14 protein-coding genes and 4 tRNA genes are annotated in these 15,892 nt (G+C 44.7%); 16 read left to right on the top strand and 2 right to left on the bottom strand.

The window, feature by feature from the left end:
* Positions 1-222: 222 nt before the first annotated feature.
* Together upp and NE536_RS10320 are read left to right on the top strand one after the other, a co-directional pair.
* Positions 223-849: a uracil phosphoribosyltransferase gene (upp, locus tag NE536_RS10325; RefSeq protein WP_006081245.1), complete on the top strand. Its 627-nt coding sequence runs from the start codon at positions 223-225 to the stop codon at positions 847-849.
* A 270-nt stretch (positions 850-1,119) separates the two neighbouring features.
* Positions 1,120-2,526 carry a GGDEF domain-containing protein gene (locus NE536_RS10320; protein WP_261272637.1) on the top strand — a complete coding sequence of 469 codons (1,407 nt, stop codon included), beginning with the start codon at positions 1,120-1,122 and terminating at the stop codon, positions 2,524-2,526.
* 189 nt (positions 2,527-2,715) lie between these two features.
* Here the strand turns inward: NE536_RS10320 and NE536_RS10315 are convergent, their stop codons facing one another.
* Positions 2,716-4,035: a Na+/H+ antiporter family protein gene (locus tag NE536_RS10315; protein ID WP_259543212.1), complete on the bottom strand. Its 1,320-nt coding sequence runs from the start codon at positions 4,033-4,035 to the stop codon at positions 2,716-2,718.
* 388 nt (positions 4,036-4,423) lie between these two features.
* Between NE536_RS10315 and NE536_RS10310 the strand changes: the two genes are divergently transcribed.
* Entirely contained in the window at positions 4,424-5,029 is a 606-nt protein-coding gene (locus NE536_RS10310) for a peroxiredoxin C (RefSeq protein ID WP_006081247.1), read from the top strand.
* A 100-nt stretch (positions 5,030-5,129) separates the two neighbouring features.
* Here the strand turns inward: NE536_RS10310 and rnt are convergent, their stop codons facing one another.
* A complete protein-coding gene (rnt, locus tag NE536_RS10305; protein WP_261272636.1) occupies positions 5,130-5,801 on the bottom strand; it encodes a ribonuclease T in 672 nt (223 codons plus the stop codon).
* A 141-nt stretch (positions 5,802-5,942) separates the two neighbouring features.
* On the opposite strand from rnt, the gene motY reads away from it, so the two are divergent.
* The 13 genes from motY to NE536_RS10240 all read left to right on the top strand — a co-directional run bounded on the left by motY (position 5,943) and on the right by NE536_RS10240 (position 15,840).
* Complete coding sequence (gene motY / locus NE536_RS10300) at positions 5,943-6,812, top strand: flagellar protein MotY (protein ID WP_063883092.1); 870 nt, start codon at positions 5,943-5,945, stop codon at positions 6,810-6,812.
* A gap of 813 nt (positions 6,813-7,625) precedes the next feature.
* Positions 7,626-9,809, top strand: coding sequence for a prolyl oligopeptidase family serine peptidase (locus NE536_RS10295; protein WP_261272635.1), 2,184 nt, complete (start codon positions 7,626-7,628; stop codon positions 9,807-9,809).
* Between the two features lie 171 nt (positions 9,810-9,980).
* Positions 9,981-10,382 carry a tol-pal system-associated acyl-CoA thioesterase gene (gene ybgC / locus NE536_RS10290; protein WP_006081251.1) on the top strand — a complete coding sequence of 134 codons (402 nt, stop codon included), beginning with the start codon at positions 9,981-9,983 and terminating at the stop codon, positions 10,380-10,382.
* Entirely contained in the window at positions 10,372-11,058 is a 687-nt protein-coding gene (gene tolQ, locus NE536_RS10285; RefSeq protein WP_006081252.1) for a protein TolQ, read from the top strand. The genes ybgC and tolQ overlap by 11 nt, the downstream gene beginning before the upstream one ends.
* Positions 11,058-11,492: a protein TolR gene (tolR, locus tag NE536_RS10280; protein WP_261272634.1), complete on the top strand. Its 435-nt coding sequence runs from the start codon at positions 11,058-11,060 to the stop codon at positions 11,490-11,492. Before tolQ ends, tolR begins: the two co-directional genes overlap by 1 nt.
* Positions 11,493-12,503, top strand: a complete 1,011-nt coding sequence (tolA, locus tag NE536_RS10275) for a cell envelope integrity protein TolA (RefSeq protein WP_261272633.1) — start codon at positions 11,493-11,495, stop codon at positions 12,501-12,503.
* A 13-nt stretch (positions 12,504-12,516) separates the two neighbouring features.
* On the top strand, positions 12,517-13,845 hold the full coding sequence (tolB, locus tag NE536_RS10270) for a Tol-Pal system beta propeller repeat protein TolB (protein WP_261272632.1): 1,329 nt from the start codon (positions 12,517-12,519) through the stop codon (positions 13,843-13,845).
* 46 nt (positions 13,846-13,891) lie between these two features.
* Entirely contained in the window at positions 13,892-14,428 is a 537-nt protein-coding gene (gene pal / locus NE536_RS10265) for a peptidoglycan-associated lipoprotein Pal (RefSeq protein WP_220592695.1), read from the top strand.
* Between the two features lie 24 nt (positions 14,429-14,452).
* The gene (gene ybgF, locus NE536_RS10260; RefSeq protein ID WP_106650236.1) at positions 14,453-15,202 is read left to right on the top strand and encodes a tol-pal system protein YbgF; all 750 of its coding nucleotides are present in this window, start codon (positions 14,453-14,455) and stop codon (positions 15,200-15,202) included.
* 142 nt (positions 15,203-15,344) lie between these two features.
* Positions 15,345-15,420 (top strand) — tRNA-Lys (locus NE536_RS10255).
* Positions 15,421-15,478: 58 nt separating this feature from the next.
* Positions 15,479-15,554 (top strand) — tRNA-Lys (locus tag NE536_RS10250).
* Between the two features lie 59 nt (positions 15,555-15,613).
* Positions 15,614-15,689, top strand: a tRNA-Lys gene (locus tag NE536_RS10245).
* A 61-nt stretch (positions 15,690-15,750) separates the two neighbouring features.
* Positions 15,751-15,840: transfer RNA gene (locus NE536_RS10240), tRNA-Lys, on the top strand.
* The last annotated feature ends 52 nt before the right edge of the window (positions 15,841-15,892 follow it).

Here is a 15,892-nt window from a genome sequence, read left to right as displayed (position 1 = left end):
TTTTTGGCCGAGTAAAACTGTATTTCAGTTTCTGAGGTCTTGAGATTGGTCACAAAATAGTAAATTAAGGTACGTATCTTAGTCGATTGGGAATTATTCTTGGGAGATAGCTCACGATTAGGCCTAATGGCAAAACTTTATGTTTTACCTAGTAAACAAATCAACTAGAATCTGAAAAATTTGCCTAAAATAATACGCCGAAAAATAAAGTAGGAGAGAAAAATGAAAGTTGTCGAGGTTAAACATCCTTTAGTGCGTCACAAAATCGGTTTAATGCGCGAAGGTGACATTAGCACTAAACGTTTCCGTGAGCTAGCCGCCGAAGTGGGCAGTTTATTAACCTATGAAGCTACCGCAGATTTCGAAACTGAAACGGTGACGATTGAAGGCTGGAACGGTCCTGTTGAAGTCGACCAAATCAAAGGTAAAAAAGTCACTGTTGTGCCGATTTTACGTGCGGGTTTGGGCATGATGGACGGTGTGCTTGAGCATATCCCAAGTGCGCGTATTTCAGTTGTCGGCATTTACCGTGACGAAGAAACCCTTGAGCCTGTGCCTTACTTTGAAAAGCTCGCCAGCGACATGAACGAGCGTATCGCCTTAGTTGTCGACCCAATGCTCGCGACTGGGGGTTCTATGATTGCGACCGTAGACTTATTGAAGAAACGCGGTTGTACTTCAATCAAAGCCTTAGTGTTAGTGGCTGCACCTGAAGGGATCAAAGCGTTAGAAGCGGCGCATCCTGATATCGAGTTATATACCGCTGCTATCGATAAGTGCCTCAATGAGAAGGGCTATATCCTGCCAGGTCTTGGTGATGCGGGCGATAAAATCTTTGGTACTAAATAACCAAAGCTGTTAAAAAGCAAGTTGCTAAATAATTAGCGTAGCTGATGCTCAGTTGAGCGGATGTACTCAGTAAGGGAGCCTAGGCTCCCTTTTTGTTTTTTGTTCGCCAGAGTTATAACAACTTTGTTTTAAGCTGCTAAAGTTTAGCATTAAGACAAATAGTTATTCGCAATTGCAGTTGTTTTTATTGGTTTATTTTGTGGTTTAATGGGACATTACTTAAGTTTTGGGCAAGGCATATTGTCGGTATAACAAGGATTAAGAGGGATTATGGGACATTCGGCACTCAACTGGTTGTTATTACGTCGGTCACTTGCACTTGCGGCCCTCTTGTTTGTCATATTCTTGTTGATCCTATTGCCGTTTAAAATTGATAGAGAACACCAATCCTTTGTGGCTTTTGTAAAAACCAAGCAAATCACACCGAGCTATATTGAACTGCTCGGTAAAAGCTTATCCCTGCACGACATCATTGATTTCAATAAATCTTCTTTAGCGCCTTTTCAGCTCGATCCCACCCGATTAATGCTGCCCCAAGGGGTGGAGCTTTCTGCTGAAGAAGCGCAAGTCTTACGCTACTTTGATTATCTCTACTCCAGTAAAAAGACCAACGCAGAAGATATTTTCCTGTATGTGGGGCTTTATCGTAGTGATGCTGTGTATTTTGCTACCCCAATCCCTGAGGACGTAAAAGCGCGGCTGATTAATGACCGTACTTCGACAAATGAGTTTTGTCAGAGCCTGCACTATTGTGCGAAAGACGCGACGCCAGAGTCCTTGGCCGATGGCATAGTGTTATCCATTCCTTATCAAGATGAAGTGACTGGTAAAGTCATTTTATCTATGGCCTCGCCGATTACATCATCTAGCGATCCTAATCATTTTATTGGTGATGTGATTGCCGACACGGCCTTTATGACGTCGGGTTTTATGCGTAATAAACATGTTGAATGGCGCAATACCGATTATGGCACTGAGTTGGTGATCACGACAGATAGCCTTTGGGCTGAACTGACGCCGGAGTTCTTGTTTTATTCGATGACAAATCATTTAGATAACATGACTTCACTGACATACAAAATCAGTATATTTCGTTTTATTGTGTGGAATTTACCCCTGTGGTTTTTGTTAGCTATTGTGATCTTCTTCGTTCAAATTAATATCAATCGTCTTAGGAAACTGCGTACTGAGCGCCAACGGTTTAGTGAAGCGATGTTATTGGATGCTTTTACTCGCACCTACAATAAGAAAGTCTATGAGACCACGCTGTTTGATGTCGCAACTAAGGGGCATTACGCAGTGGTCTGTGTGGATGGCGATAAAATCAAAACCATTAATGATACCTACGGGCATAAACTCGGTGACATGGCGATCATGCAAATTGTCGATGCAATGCGCGGCGTATTTCGAGAAAACGATCTGTTAATCAGAACCGGCGGTGATGAGTTTGTCGTCATCTTAGCTAATTGTACTTTCGATCGGGCTTTGGTATTGGCTGAACATTTACGTCAAGCTGTGGCAGAGCGACAATTTTTAAATGTGTTGACCGTTTCCTGTGGTGTCGCTGATTCGCAAGACTATGCAAACTTTGAGGCCGTACTGCAAGCGGCGGATAAAGCGTTGTATGAGGATAAAAAGAATAAGCAGGGTAGCCGCAAGCTCGAAGCGACACGGTAACTATGATCAGTTATCAGGCTAATTATTACGTTAACTATTGATATTGAGTTAGCTATTGAGTTAATCATCGAGTGAATTAACGCGTCACGTGACCGCTATAAAGTTGCAGCCGGCAATAAAAAAACAGCGCGGAGAATGTCCGCGCTGTCGTTACTTTCTATTACTGCTATTCAATCTATTCAATCGTGTTTACAACACCATAGCCGCAATCCAGCCAAACACTAACAGTGGGATATTGTAGTGGATGAAAGTGGGGATCACGCTGTCACGAATGTGGTCGTGTTGGCCATCGGCATTCAAACCCGCAGTAGGCCCTAAGGTGGAATCCGATGCTGGCGAGCCCGCATCACCCAGCGCTGCCGCGGTGCCGACTAACGCGATCGTCGCCGCCACTGAAAAACCAAAACTTAACGCCAATGGCACATAAATCGTCGCGATAATCGGAATAGTGGAGAAAGACGAGCCAATTCCCATAGTGATCAGTAGACCTACTAGCAGCATCAAGAAGGCGGCGAGGGCTTTATTATCCCCAATGATGTCGCTAAGCGAAGCCACAAGCGTGCCCACTTCACCGGTTTCTTTCACTACGGCGGCAAAGCCAGCGGCTGAAATCATGATAAAGCCGATGTTGGCCATCATGCGCACGCCTTGATTGAAAATATCTTGGTCGGCGACATGCTTTAAGGCGCCCGAGAAACTGAAAATCATGAAGCCGACTAGGGCGCCAAAAATCATCGAATCGGTTTCAAGTTGCACCACTAAGGTGGCTAATATCGCCACTGCGGCAATGATAATATTGCGTTTGTTGAGGGTTTCTTCAGGCTCTGCAACCAGCACTTTGTCCTCATCGTAGATCCGAGGTTTACGGTAACTGATAAACACAGCTGTCAGTAAACCAACTATCATGCCCGCCGCTGGAATTAACATGGCTGGTGGAATTTGCTCACGTACAGCCGCTAAGCCATTGCTGGTTAAGTTGGAAAGCAGAATGTCATTTAAGAAGATGCCACCAAATCCAATCGGTAAAATCATATAGGTTGTGACCAGACCGAAGGTCAAAACACAAGCGACTAAACGACGGTCGATGTTCAGCTTGGTCATTACATGTAACAGGGGTGGCACTAAAATCGGAATGAAGGCGATATGAATAGGTAAAATATTCTGCGAGGCCATCGACATGACAAGTAGCGATAACAGCAGTAACCAGCGAACCCAGTTAGTGTTGGTGGGATTAGGATCTTGCCCAAGACTACTGATGATGCTTCTTGAGATCAGCGTGGTTAAGCCTGAGTGCGAGAGTGCGACAGCGAAGGCACCCAATAATGCATAACTGAGCGCAATTTGCGCGCCGCCACCTAAGCCCGTATTAAAGGCATCGATGGTTTGGTGCAGATCCATTCCGCCCACAAGTCCCGCCACTAGGGCGCTCACGGTGAGGGCGATAACCACATTCACCCTAGCTAAACTGAGTGCCAACATTAAGCACACTGCAATAACGACTGCATTCATAGTCAATTTTCTTAATTCTTTAAGCCAAAGATGCTATTTTTGACTGCAAAGGCTGTGGATGTCCAGTTTGCCGATAGCTTATCTGAAAAATATCTGAAAATGTGATCATGCTGGGTTTTGTCTGTTAGCCGAATGTGGATTGCTGCGCACACAGGATACGCAGATTGCTCTATCCTTAGTCAGGCAAAACGGAAATGCCCTTGAAAAATGTGATATTGGTCTTAAATAGGTTGTAAGGCACAGCACACGACTTATAATGCCTAAAGATTTGATTGGTAAGAACACCTTTTAATCAGTAAGGATTTAACTCGACCTAGGTTGAGGAGAGCATACTGGCGAAAGGGCATCTTGCCTTACACTTAGTTCAACTCATAGATGGAGATATAAAATGAGCGTATTAGTAGGCCGTCAGGCTCCTGATTTTACTGCTGCAGCTGTATTAGGTTCTGGCGAAATCGTTGATAGCTTCAACTTAACTGCTGCCATCAAAGGCAAACCAGCAGTCGTATTCTTCTATCCACTTGACTTCACTTTCGTTTGTCCATCAGAGTTGATCGCATTTGATCACCGCATGGAAGAGTTCACTAAGCGTGGCGTGGAAGTGATCGGTGTGTCTATCGATTCTCAGTTCACTCACAACGCATGGCGCAACACCCCAGTTGAAAAAGGCGGTATTGGCCAAGTTAAGTACACGTTAGTGGCTGACGTTAAACATGAAATCTGTAAAGCATACGATGTTGAGCATCCAGAAGCGGGTGTAGCTTTCCGTGGTTCATTCCTGATCGACAAAGAAGGCATGGTTCGTCACCAAGTTGTTAACGATCTGCCATTAGGCCGTAACGTTGATGAAATGCTACGTATGATCGACGCACTGCAATTCCATGAAGAGCACGGCGATGTATGTCCTGCTGGCTGGGAAAAAGGCGATAAAGGTATGAATGCAAGCACTGAAGGTGTTGCTGCTTACCTGTCTGAAAACGCAAGCTCACTGTAATTAGTATTTGTTAATCACAGTTGCTCGTTAAATGAAAAAAGCTGCCAATGGCAGCTTTTTTGTTTTTAAATGGCTTAAGATCTAGTGTGAACCGCTAAATTTATGCCTCAGTATCGCTTGGTGTATCCTGCTCATCCACGGCCAGTAACGGCCAGCCGCCTAATGATTTCCAACGATTCACTATGTGGCAAAAAAGCTCTGCGGTACGTTCGGTATCATATAGCGCAGAATGGGCTTCTTTATTATCGAAGGGAATGCCCGCCATGATGCATGCTTTGGCCAGTACGGTATGACCAATGGCAAGTCCGGCGAGTGTAGCAGTATCGAAAGTAGCAAAAGGATGAAACGGCGAGCGTTTTAAGTCGCAACGTTCAATCGCCTTACTCACAAAACCATGATCAAAGGCGGCATTATGCGCCACTATGATACTGCGATGGCAGTCAGAGGCTTTTTGGGCTTTTTTCACCGCTTTAAAGATTTCTAAAAAGGCTTCTTTCTCGCTCACAGCTCCGCGTAACGGATTAGTGGGATCAATGCCGTTGAATGCTAACGCTTCGGGTTCTAAATTTGCGCCTTCAAAGGGCTCAATGTGGAAGTGTAGGGTTTTGTCGATTCCTATCACGCCTTCATTGTCCATTTTCAGTAGGGTGACGGCAATTTCTAGCAACGCATCGGTTTGAGAGTTGAAGCCCGCAGTTTCGACATCAATGACTACGGGAAAGTAGCCTCGAAATCGGTATTTCAATTTGTTCGCGTCGCAAATGTCACTCATAAAGTACTCTAGAAAATTCACAGGGCGCTATTATGCTAAATGTGTTGGGGTGTGTCATGCTTGATTGGTGGTTTTATGAGCTAAAGGAACTAAATAGTTTGCCGATAAAGCCATGTAACCGATTAAACATGAGTAAAGGCTATGTGGCGAAAACTGATATTAGTATCAATTTTATGCGTTCCAGCAACTGCAACGGCAGAGTTGCGCCATTATGTCGCCTCTTTAAGTGATTCCCAATGGCGAGTGAGCGAGAATTCTCCCATCGTTTGTCGCCTCGAGCACGATATCCCTTCCTACGGTAAAGCGATTTTTACCAGCGAAGCGGGTAAGCAGCAGAATATGAATTTTACCTTAGACATGTGGGTAAAACCGGATCAAGTCACGCAAGCTAAGTTAATTAGTCGCGCGCCACAGTGGCGTCCGGGAGTGGTCTCAAAAGAGATCACTTCATTACATTATCAAAAGTACTTTAATGGTGAGGTGCCTAAACGTGCTGCTTGGTCTATGTTGGCTGAGTTGAGTCGCGGTATGGAGCCGACGTTTTACTATGCCGATTGGTATAACGAGTCAAATAAGATCGCTGTGGGTTTGTCATCGGTTAATTTTGGCCGTAAATATAGCGAGTTCAAAGCTTGTCTAGCGCACCTGTTGCCCTATAGTTTTGAAGATATCGCATTTACTGTGCTGAACTATGATGAAGGCGGAACCGATTTAACTCGTTTCTCCCAGCAGCAACTGTCACGGGTTCAAGAATACTTAGCCTATGATCCTTTGGTGGAGCTAGTGCTGGTGGATGCGTATACCGATAGTTACGGTGGCCGTTCAGTTAACCAAAAAGTCTCAGATAAACGGGCTGAGTCGGTAAAAGATTTCTTTGTTGCCAGTGGTATTCCGCAAGATCGTATCGTTACTGTAGGGCACGGTGAGCGCCGTCATGTGGCTTCGAACGATGATATGGACGAAAGGGCACGTAACCGCCGCGTTGTGATACGGATAAGTAAGCCTTTGTAGTGCATTTGCGCAGTGTTTAACCTGTGCTACATCAATATAGTTAAACCTAATCCAATGCCAAGTCACTGACTTGGCATTGTCATTTCTGGATGCGGAGATGGTTATTTTTGGATAGCTTGGCAGTATTTCGCTCAACCTCAACCTCAACCTCAACCTCAACCTTTGCAGCATCAGCGAGCTTTGAATAGGATTATGAGTTTTTCTTATTTGTGATATTCGCGAGCAGGTAACCGTTAAGCACCTTAGACAACTTAACTGGGGTGAGGGCATGAATAGTGATAGCGGCATAAAGCCTGATATCGTCGTAAGTAGGATGGTGTTTGAAATGGATAAAAAAAAGCCCGCTTAAACTAAGCGGGCCGCAAAAATAATGCATTTGCAATCAACAAATTGAAGGAAGGAAGTCAAGCATAAGAACCAGGGAAGAAACTGAAGTGTTGGGAACACACCAGTTTAAAAGTTCTTTGTTTTCGATATCTGCAAGCAGGTATCTCCTGAAAACAAGCACATTCTATGGTGAACTCGGCGGTAAAACAAACGAGAAAAATTGCCCATAAACATTAGTAATTCTAATGATTGCAAAGGTGATTTATATCACTTAAGTCACTATTTACCTTGATTAATAACTTATAAATCACTATTAGTGCATAATAATACACTTCAATAAGCTTATCCTTGCTGCCATTTTGTTAAATCTGCGATACAACCTAAAAATCTTCTTATTAAGTTACGGCATTGCCATGATTTTTTTTGCTTGTATAGTACTTGCTGAAAAGGCCTTAAGCCCGAAACCACAAGAAGGACGATAACAAGATGGCATTACGATTTCGCCTTGCAAAGCAAGGTTTGTTAGTGGCCACATTGGGAATGGCACTCGGTGCCTGCCAAAGTGGCAATGCACCTGAACAAAATTCGACTGAGCAGGCAAGCGCAAATAAATTGGTTTACCCTGTGACTCAAAAAGATGATCTCGTCGAAACCATTCACGGTGTTACCGTGGCGGATCCTTACCGCCATTTAGAGGCCAATACGCCAGAAACGGAAGCTTGGGTTAAAGAACAACAAGCCTTCGGTCAAGCCTATTTAGCCAAGATCCCCAATAAACAAGCAGTGGTCGATCGCATCACTGAGTTGTGGAATTACGAAAAAGTCTCCGCCCCATTTGAGAATGGCGACAATCAATTTTACTACCGTAATGATGGCCTGCAGGCGCAATCTGTTTTGTATGTCAAAGGGTTAGATGGCGTTGAAAAGCCAGTTCTCGATCCAAACAAACTGTCAGCGGATGGCACTGTGGCGCTATCAGGTGTTGCAGTGAGTAACGACGGTAAAATTTTAGCCTATGGTGTGTCAAATTCGGGCTCAGATTGGCAGCAATGGCAGTTTGTTGATATCGCAACCGGTAAGAAACTTGCCGATGAATTGAAATGGATTAAATTTTCTAGCGCAGTGTGGGATAAAGAAAACCAAGGTGTGTTTTATGCTCGCTATGATGCCCCTGCGGGTGGAGATGTCTTAGCCGACGTCAATTTCAACCAAAAAGTGTATTACCATAAATTAGGCACAGATCAGCGCCAAGATTTATTGATTTACGAGCGCCCACAGAATAAAGATTGGGGCTTTGGTATTGAGGTATCCGAGAAAGGCGAATACTTATTACTGTCGATTTCTCAAGGTACGGATAAGCGTAATCGTTTCTTCTATAAATCCTTATTTGAGCCTAAATCACAAGTGGTGGAATTGATCCTCAACTTAGAAGCTGAATATGAGTTTCTCGGTAATGATGGTTCAGTATTTTATTTTAAAACCGACTTAGATGCGCCTAACGGTAAAGTGATTGCGATTGATACCCGCAATAGCGATAAATCCCAATGGCAAACCATTATTCCTGAGTCTACAGATCCCATTAATAACGTCGCCATAATTAATGACCATTTAGTGGTGAGTTATTTACACGATGTATTAGGTCAATTATCGATTTACAGCATGGGTGGGCAGAAACGCCAAGACGTGGCATTACCTGGTCAAGGCAATGTGGCGGGGCCTTTTGGTAAAGCAAGCAAAGACTATTTCTATTATGTGTTTAATAGCTATATTCAACCTGAAACCACCTATAAGTTTGACTTTAAAACCGCTGAATCAAGCGTAATTGCCAAACCTAAAGTATCGTTTAATCCCGATGACTATGTTTCTGAGCAAGTGTTTTATCACAGCAAAGACGGCACGCGTGTGCCTATGATGCTGTCCTATAAAAAAGGCTTAGTGAAGAACGGTCAAAACCCAACATTACTGTATGCCTATGGTGGCTTTGCCATTTCGATGACACCACGCTTTAGTCCGGCCAACATTGCTTGGTTAGATATGGGCGGTATTTACGCTGTGCCGAGTTTACGTGGCGGCGCTGAATACGGCGAAAGCTGGCATCAAGCGGGTATGTTCGATAAAAAGCAAAATGTGTTTGATGACTATTTTGCCGCCGCGGAATATCTAGTGAGTGAAAAATACACTAATAGCACTAAGTTAGGTGCCTATGGCCGCAGTAACGGTGGTCTGTTGATGGGCGCAGCGGTGACTCAGCGCCCTGAACTTTTCGCCGCGGTATTACCTGCGGTGGGTGTACTGGATATGCTGCGCTTCCACAAGTTCACAATCGGTTGGGCTTGGACGAGTGAATATGGCAGTGCCGATAAAGCAGATCAATTCCCTGCGCTATTAGCATATTCGCCTTATCACAATGTAAAAGCGCAAGCTTACCCAGCGACTATGGTGATGACGGCCGATCATGATGATCGCGTTGTGCCATTGCACAGTTTCAAGTTTGCGGCCATGTTGCAGGATAAGCAACAAGGCGCTGAACCTGTGATTATGCGTATCGAGTCCAATGCGGGTCACGGAGCCGGTAAACCGACGGCGATGAAGATTGATGAATTTGCCGATATCTACAGTTTCTTGTGGCAAAGTTTTGGCTTAACCCTGCCACAAACTATCGCAAAATAACTAACTATGTTAATAAAATGGGGTCCTTTGACCCCATTGTCTTTTACAATTGCTCCTATTCATCTGAAACCCGTGCTATTCCTATCTATATCTTCGTCGGGTCATTCACAAGTCTTGTTTCCCTAGGTATAGTAAGCGTCAATTTTTCAACCAAAATTTGCTTATTTTCAAATGATGTTTCATTGGCCTATTTCAGTCTATTACGAAGACACCGATGCTGGCGGCGTTGTCTATCATTCGAACTATCTCAACTTTTTTGAGCGGGCGAGAACCGAGTGGCTAAAAGCCCTTGGCGTGAGTCAGACTGCGCTTTTAGCCGACGATACCGCCTTTGTGGTAAAGCGTGCGGAATTAGATTTTCGCAAAGCGGCACGTTTTGAACAGAACCTTATTGTTGAAACTAAGGTCATAGAGTTGAAAAAGGCCTCGTTGATCTTTCATCAACGCTTGGTCGATAAACAGGGAGACTGTTATTGTGAAGGCACAGTGCTGGTTGTTTGTGTTGCGCTGTCACGAATGCGTCCCCGAGCTATTCCCTTAAATATTGTGCAGGAGTTTGACAGTGCAAGCTGATATGTCGATTGTTGGGTTATTTTTACAAGCCAGTTTATTAGTGAAATTTGTTATGTTCACCTTACTTTGCTTGTCAGTGATGTCTTGGACGGTGATTTTACAACGCCGTAGCTTACTGACATCCGCAAAAAGTAAATCGGCTAAGTTTGAAGATAAATTTTGGTCTGGCGTTGATTTAAACCGTTTATATAAAGAATTATCGACTCGTCCAGATAATAGCGGTTTAGAGTCATTATTTGTGACTGGCTTTAAAGAATATTCACGTCTGAATAAATTAAATAGCAAAGTGCCTGATGCTGTGATGGACGGTACATCACGTGCGATGCGTGTGACACTTTCTCGCGAAATGGAAAAGTTAGAAGCAAACTTACCCTTATTAGCGACCATTGGTTCGACTAGCCCTTATATCGGTTTATTTGGTACGGTATGGGGGATTATGAATTCATTTATCGCCATTGGTTCGATGGAAAACGCGACCTTAGCTATGGTGGCCCCAGGTATTGCTGAAGCCTTGATTGCAACGGCTATGGGTCTATTTGCAGCGATCCCAGCGGTTATTGCGTACAACCGTTTTTCGACTCAAGTTGATAAATTAGAAATGGCCTACGCAAACTTTATGGAAGAGTTCTCCAGCATTTTGCATCGCCAAGCATACAGTGAGAAGGAAGGGGCATAATGCAACCAGCTTATCAGCGCAAACGTCGTCGCCCCGTTGCCGAAATCAACGTGGTGCCCTATATCGACGTGATGCTCGTGCTGTTAATTATTTTTATGGTAACAGCGCCCATAGTCACTCAAGGGGTAAAAGTGGAGCTGCCTCAAGGGGCTGCGGAAGTTTTACCCGCTGATAGTAAGCCGCCAGTGGTGGCTTCGATTGACGGTGACGGTGATTATTATTTGAATAAAGGTGGTTCAACCAACGTTCCTATGGACTTGGAAGAGCTCGCGACGGAAGTTGCTGCGCTTATGGTGACAGAGCCTGAGCGTCCCGTGGTGGTTAAGGCCGATAGAGATATTCCTTACGATAAAGTGATTCAGTTGATGGTGACACTGCAGCAAGCTGGCGTGCCATCAGTCGGTTTGATGACGGATTCACCCAAGGAGAAATAGGTGGCAGATAAGTCAGATGTAACATTACCTCTGTCAATTTCAGCGGGTATTCATATTGGCGTGATAATTATTCTGGCGTTGGGGATAGATTTTTCTCATAAACCTGAGCCTATGCAACAAGTTAGTGCGCCAGCGGTTAAAGCTGTGATGGTTGATCAGCAAAAAGTCGCTAATCAAGTTGAGAAACTTAAGCAAGAAAAGCGTGATGCTGAACGCCGTGAACAAGAACGCCAAGCCGAGCTTGAGCGCAAAGCGCAAGAAGCGAAGCAAGCGCGCGAACGTGAACAGGCTCAAATTAAAAAGCTAGAGCAAGAACGTAAGCAGCAGGAAATTGAAACCCAAAAGGCCAACGAAGCGGCCAAGCTCGCTCAAGTAAAACAGCAGCAGGAAAAGGAAAAAGCAGTTAAAGCCGAAGCCGACCGTAAGCTGAAAGAGCAGGAGCGTAAAGTCGCTGAAGATGCCGCGCAGAAAGCTGCGGAAAAACGCAAAGTGGAAGAAGCTGCAGCAGCAAAAGCCGAGACCGATCGTAAGCAGAAGGAGGCGGAAGCTAAGGCCAAAGCTGAAAAAGCCAAGGCTGATGCAGAAGCGAAAGCCAAGGCCGAAGCTAAAGCGAAAGCAGATGCTAAGGCCAAAGCGGATGCTGAAGCCAAAGCCCGCGCCCAGCAGGAGCAGGAAATGGCCGATGCATTAGCGGCGGAGCAGGCGGCATTGTCGCAAACCATGAATAAGCAGATGCAGAGTGAAGTGGGTAAGTATCAGGCAATGATTAAATCGACTATCCAACGAAATTTGGTGGTGGATGAATCTATGCGTGGCAAGACTTGTACTGTCTCTGTACGATTAGCAAATGATGGTTTTGTGATCAGCAGTCAAACTAAAGGCGGTGATCCAAATGTTTGTCGTGCAGCAAAAGCAGCGATTTTGAAGGCGGGTAAATTGCCAGTGTCTCCGGACCCTGCGGTTTATAACTTGATGAAAGAAATTAACTTAATCGTTGAACCAACGTTTTAATTAAAGGAGTCCCATGAAAATATTGGCAAAATGGTTAGCATTGGCGGTTCTGCTTTGCACCACCCCCGCAAAAGCGGCATTGGATATTGTGATCACAGAAGGTGTTGACGCTGCGCGTCCAATTGCTGTGATGCCTTTTGTATGGCAAGGTCCTGGCGCACCGCCACAAGCGATTGCTGATGTAGTGATGTCAGACTTAGTGCGTAGCGGTACGTTTAAACCTTTAGACGAACTTGGACTGCCTCAGCGTAATATTGGCACTGTGGCACAGTTTCAAGCTAATTCTTGGTCAAGTGTTGGCGCCGAAGCGTTAGTGCTAGGCACCGTTAAACCTTATGGTACCGATCAATATTTGGTGAGCTTTGATTTAATTGATTTAGTCAAAGCCCAAAACCAAGCGTTGAAAGGCCCAGTTAGTGCAACAGAATTTTTGATGGACAGCCGTCAAACTGTGATTTCAGCGGCGCAATTTCGCCAATATGGACACAGGATCAGCGATATCGTCTATGAAAAGTTAACCGGTATTCGCGGCGCATTCTTAACGCGGATCTCCTATGTTGTGGTCAATCATACTCAAAAAGCCCCATATCAATTGATGGTTGCTGATTATGATGGCGTCAATGAGCAAATGTTACTGCGCTCGCCAGAGCCGTTGATGTCACCGACTTGGTCACCCGATGGTCGTCGTCTAGCGTATGTAAGCTTTGAAAACAAAAAAGCGGAGATCTTCGTGCAAGACCTTTATACCCAAGTGCGCACTAAAGTGAGCTCTTTCCCTGGTATTAACGGTGCGCCGGCGTTCTCACCCGATGGTAAATCTTTGGCTGTGACTTTATCTAAAGACGGTCAGCCTGAAATTTACATCATAGATATTGCAACTAAAGCGATTAAGCGTATTACCAATCACTATGCTATCGATACTGAGCCATCATGGTATCCTGATGGAAAGTCGCTGATTTTTACATCAGAGCGCGGTGGTAGACCACAGATTTATCGCGTAGAGTTGAGCTCAGGTAAAGTCAGTCGCGAGACCTTTGAAGGTGAATGGAACCTCGGTGGTTCAATTACCCCTGATGGTCGCAGTATGATTTTTGTTAATCGCACGAACGGTAAATTTAATATTGCGCGTATGGATTTAAGTACGCGTTTTATGCAGGTGCTGACATCGACACGTTTGGATGAATCTCCAAGTGTGGCCCCTAATGGTACTATGGTGATCTATGGCACTACATACCAAGGCAAGCAAGTATTAGCAGCTGTTTCTACGGATGGACGTTTTAAAGCAAGATTACCGGCAGGTCAAGGTGAGGTGAAATCACCTTCTTGGTCACCGTTTCTCTAATGTTATACCTTGATTTAATCACATTTAATTTTATAAGGAACACGTAATGGATCTGAATAAGTTGTTAAAAGCTATGTTGGTAGCACTTCCAATTATGGCTCTTAGTGCATGTAGCTCAACTTCAGAATCAGAAACTGATGCAATGGGCTCAACAAACGGTTCAGGTAGTGAGCTGAATGGTGGTGGCATTCAAACTGGTGGTGTAGGCGCAATGTTGTCTGCTGAAGAGCAACAACGTCAGCAGTTAGAAGACTTGAGAAAGCAACACATCATTTACTTCGACTTTGACCGCAGTGAAGTTCAAACAGATTTCGCCGCAATATTAGAAGCCCATGGCACTTACTTAGTTGAGCACCCAAGTGTGCGCGTACTGATTGAAGGTCATGCGGATGAGCGTGGCACGCCTGAGTACAACATTGCTCTGGGCGAGCGTCGTGCTAAAGCCGTTGCTAAATACCTACAAGGTATGGGCGTACAGCCAAGCCAAATGAGCATAGTCAGCTATGGCGAAGAAAAACCACTTGATTTTTCTCGCACTGATGAAGGTTTTGGCAAAAACCGTCGTGCAGTTTTAGTTTACTAAGATTGAATCTCGGAGAGTAACACAATGAAACGTGCCGTCTTAATTACGGCAATGTTCCTTGGTGCAGGTGCTGCTGTTGCAGCACCTGCTCCTGTGGAAGATATTGCTGGTGGTTCGGGTGATGACAGACTTGCTCGCATAGAACGTATTGTAAAATCAAGACAACAAAGCGAGCTCGAAATGCAGCGCCGTCTTGATACACTGCAGCAGGAAGTACTCGATTTACGTGGTTTAACCGAACAACAGAATTATCAGATTGAGCAGATGCAACAGCGTCAGCGTCAGTTATATGATGAACTTGCTAATTTATCCTCAAAGGCATCTGCCGCTCCAGCAGCCGCAGCCGCGACATCCACACCCTCAGTCGCCGCGACGAATGCTGCTTCAAGCAGTTTAAGTGAAACAGCAAGCTATGAGAGTGCGGTTAACTTAGTCTTGAAAGAGCGTAAGTATGATGATGCGATTCCTGCCTTCCGTGCTTTTATCAAACAATATCCAGATTCTGTGTATGCCGCGAATGCTAACTATTGGTTAGGACAGCTGTTATTTAATAAGAGCGAGTTTGCAGAAGCCAAACAAGCCTTCAAAACTGTGGTTGACCGTTTTAGTGATTCTAATAAACGCGGTGACAGTTTAGTGAAGCTTGGCATGATCGCCGAGAAAACCGGTGACAAGGCTGGGGCGACGCAATACTACCAACAAGTCGTCAAAGATTACGCAAACAGCGCAGCAGCACGCATTGCACAGCAGCAACTGGCTGCAATTAAAGCGTAATTAACCAAAAAACATACTCTTAGTCTGTTTTTCATGCAAACGACAAAAAATTGGGAATTTGCGCTTGCATGAGAAGATGAAAAAGGTATTATAGGCGCCCTCAGAGCGGCGAGGTCGTTCGGGGCGTAAAATACCAGTAAATGGGTCGTTAGCTCAGTCGGTAGAGCAGTTGGCTTTTAACCAATTGGTCGAAGGTTCGAATCCTTCACGACCCACCACTTACTCTAATAAATAGAATAAGTTAGTGGTATTTAGCGAGATAGGCAGTAGTTCAATGGGTCGTTAGCTCAGTCGGTAGAGCAGTTGGCTTTTAACCAATTGGTCGAAGGTTCGAATCCTTCACGACCCACCACTTATCACTCGCATCGTTAATGCCAGGATAAGTGAACAGTTTTATCGCAGTACCTAGATGGGTCGTTAGCTCAGTCGGTAGAGCAGTTGGCTTTTAACCAATTGGTCGAAGGTTCGAATCCTTCACGACCCACCACTTATCACTCGCATCGTTAATGCCAGAATAAGTGAACAGTTTTATCGCAATACCTAGATAGGTGGTTGGCTCAGTCGCTTTTTTTTATAAAGCTAGGGCAGTTGGCTTTTAACCAATCAGTCGAATGGTTCTAATCCTTCACGGCACTCCACTTTACTGAAAGTGCATAAATCAGCGCAACACCAGATGGGTCGTTAGCTCAG

The organism is Shewanella septentrionalis (assembly GCF_025370265.1).
Taxonomy (GTDB): domain Bacteria; phylum Pseudomonadota; class Gammaproteobacteria; order Enterobacterales; family Shewanellaceae; genus Shewanella; species Shewanella hafniensis.
Note: the sequence above shows the minus strand (reverse complement) of the source record. Positions and strands in the feature narration are given on the sequence as shown.